Origin of the sequence: Bacteroides cellulosilyticus DSM 14838 (genome assembly GCF_000158035.1) — a bacterium.
In the GTDB taxonomy this organism is placed as follows: domain Bacteria; phylum Bacteroidota; class Bacteroidia; order Bacteroidales; family Bacteroidaceae; genus Bacteroides; species Bacteroides cellulosilyticus.
This window is the reverse complement of sequence record NZ_EQ973490.1, coordinates 866,932-877,577: the sequence shown is the minus strand read 5'-3', so window position 1 is coordinate 877,577 and position 10,646 is coordinate 866,932. Positions and strand designations below refer to the sequence as shown.

General features: G+C 43.3%; 6 protein-coding genes. All 6 read left to right on the top strand.

Annotation, left to right across the window (positions count from 1 at the left end):
- Positions 1-212 precede the first annotated feature (212 nt).
- Positions 213-1,202: a zinc ribbon domain-containing protein gene (locus BACCELL_RS08005; RefSeq protein ID WP_029426261.1), complete on the top strand. Its 990-nt coding sequence runs from the start codon at positions 213-215 to the stop codon at positions 1,200-1,202.
- Between the two features lie 50 nt (positions 1,203-1,252).
- Positions 1,253-4,720, top strand: coding sequence for a protein kinase domain-containing protein (locus BACCELL_RS08000; RefSeq protein ID WP_044153498.1), 3,468 nt, complete (start codon positions 1,253-1,255; stop codon positions 4,718-4,720).
- A gap of 15 nt (positions 4,721-4,735) precedes the next feature.
- A complete protein-coding gene (locus tag BACCELL_RS07995; RefSeq protein ID WP_118434495.1) occupies positions 4,736-8,065 on the top strand; it encodes an AAA family ATPase in 3,330 nt (1,109 codons plus the stop codon).
- Positions 8,066-8,095: 30 nt separating this feature from the next.
- Positions 8,096-8,668, top strand: coding sequence for a double zinc ribbon and FHA domain-containing protein (locus BACCELL_RS26480; RefSeq protein ID WP_149950206.1), 573 nt, complete (start codon positions 8,096-8,098; stop codon positions 8,666-8,668).
- 63 nt (positions 8,669-8,731) lie between these two features.
- Positions 8,732-9,481 (top strand): PP2C family protein-serine/threonine phosphatase, encoded by a 750-nt coding sequence (locus tag BACCELL_RS07985; RefSeq protein WP_007211177.1) that lies wholly within the window; start codon positions 8,732-8,734, stop codon positions 9,479-9,481.
- 253 nt (positions 9,482-9,734) lie between these two features.
- Positions 9,735-10,187, top strand: coding sequence for a hypothetical protein (locus BACCELL_RS07980; RefSeq protein WP_225979580.1), 453 nt, complete (start codon positions 9,735-9,737; stop codon positions 10,185-10,187).
- The last annotated feature ends 459 nt before the right edge of the window (positions 10,188-10,646 follow it).

Here is a 10,646-nt window from a genome sequence, read left to right as displayed (position 1 = left end):
GTAACACAGAGTAACACAGAGTTTCACAGAGTTTAATCAATTTGAAATCAAAAGAATATAACTCCGTGAAACTCTGTGTTACTCTGTGGTGAAAACTCATTACTAATACAAAAAAGAGTTTTTTCTATCTGCCGCCATCGTATTCCGCAAATAATTTGATATATTTGGAAACTTAAAATCTGGATGGTCAACTTATAGTCTGAATACGGTTTATGGAACAGCAACATCAATCTTTATCGGAACAACAGATAAAGGCGCAACAGAAGACTTCGGAGAAACAGGCGGAACAGCCGCAATGTTGTCCTAATTGCGGGACGCCTTGTCACAGTGGTGATAAATTCTGTGAAGAATGTGGCATGGCGCTTAAAGGAACTTCATGTATGCGTTGTAACTCTCCTGTTCAGCCTAATTGGGAAATATGCCCTCATTGCGGACAAGGGCTTCATGCAGAATTGTGCTCATTCTGCGGTGCCTCGATGGAAGCGGATGATTTCTTCTGTCCTGATTGTGGTAATCCTCGCACAGGGATTATCTGTCCTGACTGCAATACCCTTAATTTCCGCAGTTTTTGCCGAAAATGTAATCGTCCCCTGAATGAGATGGCAATGCAGGAAATGCAGAAGGCGAAGAAAGACCCCGTCTTTCAGGAAATGCTGGCATTGGCGCAGGAACTTGCCGATTTGGAAGAACAAATACTGAATACTGTCTCTGAAGAAATTCCGGTAGGGGAACCGGAACTGCCCCCTGTAGAATTGAGTGAAGCCGATAAGAAACTGATACAACAATATAAAGATCTCTTTTCAGGAAGCGGTTCTCTTGAAGGAATGCAGGTTGCCAGACCTGAACCGAAAGTGGAGGAACCTGTTCAAACTCGTCCGAAGATACAACTGAATGTGAAGAAGGTAGATCTTGACGAAGCAAAGCAATCTTATAAAGAGAAACTGGAAGAGATGAAGTTACTGATGGAGAAACTTCGTCCGGAAGGAGATATGACGCCACAGATGCAGCGGAATTACTATTCGGCAAGGAAATTGCCTGTTTTGCGGAAATCCGTAACAAAAGCGCCTGTTTGCTGGATATGTAACCTCTGCGGTTGCCACCATAGTCACCCAAGTGAGTGTGCCCAGCCGGAACTGGGGGGTACTTGGGTATATGAAGATGTGGTGACTGTTACAAAAACCTTTGAGTATCAGGATGATTGATCCTTCAGGGTGCCTTGCCGGATTGGCTAATCTTAAAACTATATAGAATTATGAGCGACTTGAGAGACAGTGATAAAACACTGCGTCCCGGTAGTGCGGACGGTGATAAAACTTTGCGCCCTGCCCTGAAAGCCGAGAAAACCCTTCGCCCTGGTGAAGAAGAAAAAACTCTTCGCCCGGAAGATGATAGTAAGAAGACCTTGCGCCCTGGTGTAGCTAACATTGACAAAACTCTGCATCCGGGTGGAATGGAGGATAAGACGTTGCGTCCGGTTTCGTCAGATGATGCGACCTTACGTGCCGAACAGCAAAAGGCGATTGAGGCTATCACTCGCCAGCATGATACGGAATATCTTATTAAAGGATTGAATTACAGGGTTATAAAGGTAATCTCGGATGGGACGGGAGAAGCTCAGATCTTTCTGGTGGAAAATAAGGGAAAGCAGTACGTACTAAAACTCTATTATGTTGGTATTGAGCCGCCTCCTAATCATCAGATACTTGAAATTATAAGACAAACTCCGCGCTCGGGATTATTAGTGGATATCATAGATCATGGTCAGTGGGATAATCCGCGTGTTTCCGGTGAATTGAGGCATTATGAAGTAATGACTTACTGTAAAGGAGGCTCTTTGGATAAAATAAATCTGAAAGGAGACGAAAGAAGGCTTTGTGAAATTGCTAAACAAGCTGCTGCCGCCATTGATTTCTGCCATAAGCATGGGTTTATTCATCGGGATATAAAGCCGGGTAATTTCTTTTTTGCCGATGAGAATCAGAATCAGGTACTGCTGGGCGATTTTGGTATTTCGGTAAGATGCGATCAGAATGGAGTTGCCCGTACGGACCAGGCTCGTACCCGCATTTATGCAGCTCCCGAAATGTATTATACGGTTCCCGGTGAGAATCGGGTGGAGATTGATACGAAGAGCGATTTTTACTCTCTTGGTATGGTTTTGCTCTGTCTGTGGATGGGCGAGAAAGAGTTTAAAGAAAGAGAATTTGAGCTGATGAAGCGTAAACGCACGGGGGATTTGCCTTTTCCTGCGGATTTATCGGGACGAACGCTGCAATTAATAAAAGCATTGACCGCACCTCAGCCGGAAAAACGTTGTGGATTTACCGAAATCGTTCGTTGGGCTCGGGGAGAGGATGTATTCAGTGATTTTGTCGGGCAGGAAAGTAAACGTCGTTTCAGTATTATTTTTAATGCCGGAAAGAATCAAATAGCACATTCACCCGAACAATTGGCTGATTTTATGCGACAGGATCAGAATCTTGCCATTAAATATCTCTATACCGGTAAGCTTACTAAATGGCTGAATGATAATCAGCGGCCGGAATTGGTTTCGGAAATCGAAGATATTGTGGAAAAGCGCTATCCGAAAGACCAGACTGCAGGGCTGTATGCCGCCTGTTATACGCTCAATGTGGATATGCCCTATTATGATGTCAAGGGACGTCCGCGGACTACCGCCGAAGAAATAGCGCAATCTCTCATTGAGAATTTCAACACTTACCAGACTACCTTGGCGAATGCGAACGATCCCCTGTTTCTCTTTTTTAATGCGCACGATCTGAAGCGGCTTACGGATAATGCAGCTCCCTTGTTTAATAAAAAAGGTCGCCAAAGGGAGGCTTTATGGCGTTTGATCTATGAACTTGATCCTTCACGTCCTTATGAATTGATCGATGAAAAGGGGAATTTGGGGCGTTGTAATACACCGGAAGAAGTTCTTCATTATGCTTATAATCATATGTTGAGTGCCGACTCGTGGAATGATTTGGCAGAAGAGTCTTTCCTGATATGGTTGGCAGGCCGTGATAAAGGATTGGTAGGGAAGATACGTACTCAATTGAAAGGCTTCAGTACATCAGATGCTGCGGTAACTTACGGTGTACTTTATAATTTGAGTCCTAAAGTTTCCTTCACCCTGCAAATGGATGAGACAGCAAATAATTATTATTTCACACATACTCAAATAGCCCAATTCATCAATCAACAGTTGATGGTTTACAAGAATACACCGAAGAATGATCCGGATCATGAATATGCCGATTATATTCTCGGTATGCTCTCAAGTCTGAAAGGTTCGCGGCTCTATTTCTATCTGAAGTCTAAGGGTGTGTATGAGGATAAGATTGAATGGATAAATTATTGCTTTGAACTGAAATCCAAAGATAATCTCCGGAAAGCAGGTCCTTACAACTGGATAATAGCTACTTTCAAGATGATCAAGGGATTGGGTGCTTTACCTTATTATTACTTCAAGGATAGTGATAAGAGTATAACCGATTTGGACGGATTGAGGTCCATTCCATCGAAAGAAGTTAAGGCAGAATTGGAGAGTGGATATCTGAGAGACTGGCTTACTACTTTCTTTCAGGAGAATCCGTTGAAGAATCTTTCTCCCAAATTCGCATATGAGCAGGAAACGGTGAAATATCTCGAATTCATCGAAAAAATAGATAGTAAAGATACAGATGTTTCCAATTTCCGTATTGCCACCAATTTTGTGAATAAGAACCTGCGGAAAGTGCGTTTGCGTTGTAGGACGCTGACGGTGATGCGTGTCTTGTTGGGAATACTGTGTTTCATTCCTATTTTGGCTTTTGCGGTTGCATTATGCTTCTACGGGCTTCCGTTCACAGAAAACCCGTTGTCCGGTTTCTCTGTCGGTTCCATTGTGACGATGGGTATCATCTTCGGTATTCTTATTTTTGTAACTTCTGATTTTGAGAATCTTATCGGAAGTGCTATTTTAGGTTTTATTGTGGGGGCAATTATCTATTATACAGTCTATTTTGTGCTGGATCTCATCATGCCCTATGCTCATTATGTACTGGCTGGACTTTTGCTCCTACTGGCTTATTATCTGATGAAAAGCTGTTATTTCAAACTTCCGGTTGAGCGGAGGTTGCATGATCATTTGCTGAATCCCGGTTTTGAGGAAACAGGCTTGGAGCCATTGCATTTTGCTTTTAAGGCGAGTGTGGGGACACACTTTGAGTCTTCTATTGGCGGTGAATCGGCGCAATATGCTAAATATCTGAAAGATTGTATCCGTAAGTTTTCTTATCGTGCTGTACTTTCCATGGTGGTGGTAGGTTGGCTGGCCTATCTGTTTGTGCAATATACTCCGGCATTCGGACTGGATGCCTCCCGTTTTCTGCAAAACGATGGAAAGCTTAAAGAACTGGTAGGTACATGGGAGGGTACGTTTGAAGGGCGTAATGCTACGCTGAACATAACGACAGCAAACTCGGAAGGCTTGAAAGCTACCATACATGTGCAATATACGAATCTGACCAACGAAGCACTGACGGGCACTGTGAATACCGTTACGAATACTATCCATTTTGACGATGTATACAAGAACGGTACTCTCGACGGGCAGTATAACGGTACGTTCACCGGCGATGGAATGGATGCTTTTGAAGGTACTTATGAGAATTATACGACCAAAAAACAAGTGAACTTCAGTTTCAAAAAAGCGAAAGCAGATGTAGAGAACTGATAAATGAAGATGACTATGAATTGTCCGAAATGTAATAAGCCGAACCGTGAAAAGGCTGTTTTCTGCAAATGGTGTGGTACCAATGTGGTTACTAAAGCTACCGAACCGCTGCGTGAGTTGGTGGGGATGGAAACCGTCAAGAACCAGTTGCAGGATTTGGTAAATACTTGTGAGTCGCTCGCTTTGCGTGCACAGCGTAGTGGCATTTCCATTCGTCTGGGCATGGACATGATTATTACGGGAAATACCGGAACCGGTAAAACCAAACTGGCAGGAGTATTGCAAAAACTATTGTATTCCAGTGGTATTATCAAGAAGCCTGCCATGAAAGTAGTGGATGCAGTGGATTATGAGGAGTTTGCCAAAGAGTGGGAAAAGAATACTGCCGATCTGAAAGGGGGGATTCTTTGCATTGAAAATGTGCAGAAGCTTTTGCCTTCGGGTGCAGCCAATGATATCAATAAGCTTGATAAGCTGTTCAGCTGTATGGATAAGTGGAACAATGATCCGATAGTCATTCTTTCCGGGCTTTCATCGGCCTTTAAAGAGTTTCTGGTATCCAATCCTGATGTGCGCAATCGCTTTGAGTATTACTTCGATCTGAAAGATTTCAGTATGGAGGAACTGAAGCAGCTTTGTATCCATGAACTCAAAAAACGTTATGGGATTGCATTGAGTGAGGAAGCGGATGCTAAATTGGAACGTGTGTTTAAGAATGAGATGCGACAGAAATCAGATGATTTCGGGAATGGGCATTTGGCTGTGAAAAAGGCGGCTGATATCTTTGCCAATACTATTAAGCGCGATCCGAATGCATCGGTTGCCATTCCTGAGGATATTCCCGGTAAAGAGTTCCGGCAGAAGAGTTATGAGGAGATCATGGCAGAGCTGGATGAGTTTGTCGGTATCGATGAAATCAAGGCAACGGTGCAGAAAATCATTAATAAGATAGATTTTGAACGGGAACGGAAAGGTGCCGGAGCAAAGCGGGAGGTCAAAGATCATTTTCTGTTCCTTGGTAATCCGGGGACGGGAAAGACAACAATTGCCCGTATCTTTGCTGATATCCTGAATTCGCTGGAAGTGCTGCCCATCGGTCAGTTGGTGGAAGTTTCGCGAAAGGAGCTGGTTGCGGGATATGTAGGTCAGACGGCCTTGGCAGTGGAAAAATATGTGGATATGGCTATGGGCGGAGTACTGTTCATTGACGAAGCCTATACATTGAAGCAAGGTGATAATGACCAGTTCGGTCAGGAGGCAATTGATACGTTGCTGAAACTGGTAGAAGATCGTCGCGGGCAGTTTGTGGCTATTGCTGCCGGATATACAAAAGAGATGGGAGAATTTTTGAGTTCCAACTCGGGGATGGCCTCCCGTTTCAATGAAACGGTGACTTTCCGCGACTATAAAGCCGATGAATTGACGGAAATCTTCCGCCGACAGGTGAAGAAAGAGCATCTGACCCTGGATGAAGAGGCCGAGGCATTTATCCGTAATTACTTCTCGAAGATGTACCTGACCCGTACACGCAATTTCGGTAATGCCCGTGAGGTACGGAACGCAATGGATCGTGCAATCAAGAATCAGGGAGTCCGGTTGCTGGAACTGAAGGGTACACCGGATTATGATGCGTCTATGGTGCATGTACTGACGCGTGCCGATATTGAAGGTGAAGAAAGCAAAAATATCAAGAGTCTGGACGTTGTACTTGCTGAATTGAATGAATTCGTCGGTATGGACAGCGTAAAAGCAGAGATACGTGCGCTGGCGAACAAGATAGCCATGGACAAGGAAATGATGGAAATGGGTATTGCTGACGCTGAGGTGACTCCTGTACACATTGTGCTGACGGGTAATCCGGGGACAGGTAAGACCACCATCGCCTGTAAGTTGGGAGAGGTCTTTAAAGCCATCGGTCTGCTGCCTACCGATAAAGTCGTGGAAAAGGAGCGTAAACATCTGATAAGTACGTATCAGAATGAGACGGCCAAACTTGTGGATAAGGCTTGTGACGAAGCAATGGGCGGTATTCTTTTTATAGATGAAGCCTATGCTCTGATGCCTATCAGTGCGGGTGGAAGTAAGGATCAGACTGGAGTAGAAGCCGTGGAGGCACTAATGACCCGAATGGTGAAGGATGCCGGGAAATTTGTGGTTATCTGTGCCGGTTATCGCGCTGAAATGGAGGAATTTGTCAATAATGCCAATCCGGGCTTCCGGCGCCGGTTTAGTAATTTTCTGCATATCGAGGACTACTCGGCAGACCAGTTGATTTGTATTTATCGTTCTCTTATCAGGAAGAAAGGGAATATACTGACACCGGATGCAGAAGAGATGCTGATTAAATTAGTCGATGAAATGGTGACATCGAAAGATGAGAACTTTGGAAATGCAGGGGAAATGGTGAAACTCTTTGAGAAAACCAAAGCCCGCCGTGCCAATCGGCTGGCACAATTACATGCCGGAGGACAGACCTTGACTCGCGAAATGTACCTGACCATCGAGGCGGAGGATATTCCGTATGATCCGCCAAAGATGATCGATGAAGAAGAGTGCATGGCTGAATTGAACCAATTGATCGGATTATCCAGCGTGAAACGTGAAGTGAAGGAGATTGCCGATTATATCAAAGTGGAGCGTGCTAAGGCGGAAGCTATGGGTAAGAAATTCCAGGGTGTAGTGGATCACTATCTCTTTGTCGGTAATCCGGGAACGGGAAAGACTACTGTGGCACGTATCATGGGAAATATTTTCTACTCATTGGGTGTATTGCCCAGCAATCGTTTGTTGGAAGTAACCCGTAAGGATTTGGTAGAAGGCTATGTGGGACAGACTGCCACTAAAACGGCACGGGTTGTGAAGCGTGCGGTGGGCGGTGTGTTCTTTATTGACGAAGCTTATTCACTGATGGGCGATAACTTCGGGCAGGAGGCTACGAATACCATTTTGCCGATGTTGCTTGATTATAAGGGGAAGATGGTTTGCATTGCTGCCGGGTATCCGCGTGAGATCCGCCAATGGATTGATACGAATTCCGGTTTGGAATCCCGCTTCACTAAGGTGATTCATTTTGAGGACTATAATCCCGATGAATTGGCGCAAATTTTTAGGATGAAGGTGAAAAAGGATAAGCTCACACTGACTCCTGAAGCAGAAAATGCCATGCGTGTTTACTTCACGGATTTATATAATCGTCGTGAACGTAATTTTGCCAATGCCCGTGAAGTGAATAATTATTTCGATCGGGTGAAAAAGAATCAGAGTTCCCGTCTTCGTCACGAAATGGAGCGTCCTGACTTTGATCCGGCAAGTTACAGTATATTGTTGCCTGAGGATATGGGATAATTGAATCACTAATCGTTAATTACTAAAGAAATGAGTACATTAGTCAACTGCCCTAAATGCAGAGTTGAAATAGAAAGTGATAGTTACTATTGCGATCAATGTGGTGTTGAACTGTATATTTGCCCTCAATGTCATGTGTTTGGAAAGGGGAAACGATGCACGCAATGCGGTCAGCCGTTAGTATCCGCTGCAAATCAAGTGGTGTCACCTGTGCATCCTTCGACTTCTTCCGTGAATTTCTCGGCTTCTTCTGTGAGTCCGGCTCCCTCTGAGCCTGAAAAGACAATGCGTCCGGGAGTATCCGTACCTCCACTTCCTGTACGTTTGGTTTGTTCTGCCGCAGGCATTCGTTTAGGTTTGGGAAATGGTGCGGTGATTGGGCGTAGAAAGGGTGATTATGTATCTGCATTCGCTTCTCAGGGATATGTTTCCGGTACCCATGCCCGCTTACAGAAAAGCGCCTCTGGACAATGGGAAATAGTGGATCTGGATTCTACCAATGGTACGTTTGTAAACGGTAACCGTCTTTCGCCGAATGTACCTGCGGTGTTTAGCATCGGAGATATCGTTCGTATAGCCAATCTTGATTTTAAGGTTGAATAGATTCGGATGGAATAGAGATCATTTTAATCGTAGGTTGTAATCATTAAATCGCAAAATTGCCTTATGTTATTATTGAAATGTCAGCTTGCCAGTGATATGGGGTGCATACGTACCAATAATGAAGACATGATACTTTTCAATGGAGGACTTTATCGTGACGAAACATACGAACAGAAGTTTGAACTCATTCCTCAGGCTCGATTTACGGCTTTTGTAGCGGATGGTATGGGCGGACACGAAGGTGGAGAATTTGCCAGTGAGTTGGCTACCCAGGCATTCGACCGTTTTATTACCGATCTTCCTTCCGATCTTTCCCATGAGGCACTGTCCGGTGAGATAAAGAATTGGGTGAATGAAACTCATGCTCTGATAACAAACAAGGGCGTTGAACTTCCTCAATACGAGGGAATGGGAACCACTTTTGTAGGCATGTTCAGTTATGAAGAGCGCATCTATATGGTGAATATTGGAGACAGTCGCCTGTATCGTTATCGTGGCGGTATTCTGAAACAACTTTCGTCGGACCATTCTATGCGGGAGCTGACCGGAGATATGACTACTCCATCCAACGTAATATATAACTCTTTGGGTGCCGGAACATCTGCTTTTGCCGATTTCACCGAATTAACCGGTCAATTATTGGATGAAGATCTCTTTTTGATTTGTTCCGATGGTTTAAGTGATATGCTTACAGATGATCAGATTGAAGAAGTTCTTCATCAAGAACCTACTGCAATCAATCTGATAGAAGCTGCAAAGGCGGCAGGTGGTAGAGATAATGTGAGTGTTGTGCTTCTGCGGGTAACAGAATAGAAAGAGGTAGCGGATCAAATGAACCATGTAGGTTTGTGAGTCAGCTTTTTTTGAAATATATATTGCTATTTCTCTATATTTTTATTTTCTTTGCTGTCAGATAACCGAATATTTTAAAGTGAAGATGCAGTTTCCATTTATCTATCTGATCGTTTTCTGTTTACTTGTGATTCTTTTTCTAGTCTGGTATATTCAGCGAACAAAGCAGCGGAAGAAGTTTCTCGAACAGGAGCATAAATACGATCAGGCTTTATTGGAAGTACATGCGATAGAGACTGAGTATTATATTTCTTTATTGAGGGATAAACAAGAAGAAACTCAAAAACTGCTTTCTCAGAAAGAAAATGAAATCAGAAAATTGGCCGATGAAAAGGCGCAATTATGCAATGTGATCTTTAAAGAGACATCCATTTATAAAACAATAGAACGGCTTAGTCGTCAAGACAAGACTAAAAACAAACAGGATTTACGTATTTTATTGGAAAATGAGCAGAAGAAACTTCGTTCTACTATTATGGAGATATACAAGGACTATATAGAGTATCTGCACCAAACCTATCCTAAATATACGGAAGATGATTGTCTATTTTCATGCCTCTCAATTTGTGGGTTAGATGATTTTACCATTGCTCTTTGCTTTGGGAATGTCAATAAGCAAATTGTGGCTCAAAGGAGGCATCGGATAAAATTGAAGGTTGCTAATTAGCCTGCTTTTTGAAGATTGTTATTACTTCTCTTTGTAAGTAAGTGATAAATAGCTAATTGTGAAAATTAGATGTTATCACTTATATTCTCTTTTTATGCTTTTATGTCACTAACTTTGTCACATTACGAATCGGGATAAATGTGAAAGGCATATGGGTGAACGCATTACTATTAGTTTTTATCCGGCGGAAAAGCCTAAGAGGAAAAAAGGATTTTTTGCTCGCTTATTCGAATGCATAAAAAGATGGATTAAGAGACTTCTGAGTTTTAGTTAACATATTTAATAACTTCTTCAAAACGCATTATTATGGATACAAATTTATTGTCGATGTCGCAGCAATTCTCCGGGCTGCCAATGGAAAGCTTAATCGGAGGTCCTTTGAATGCAGCCGCTAAGGCGAATTCTGCAATGGCTCTTACGCAAACAAGGTTTATGTTGGATACTTGTTTCAACATGGCG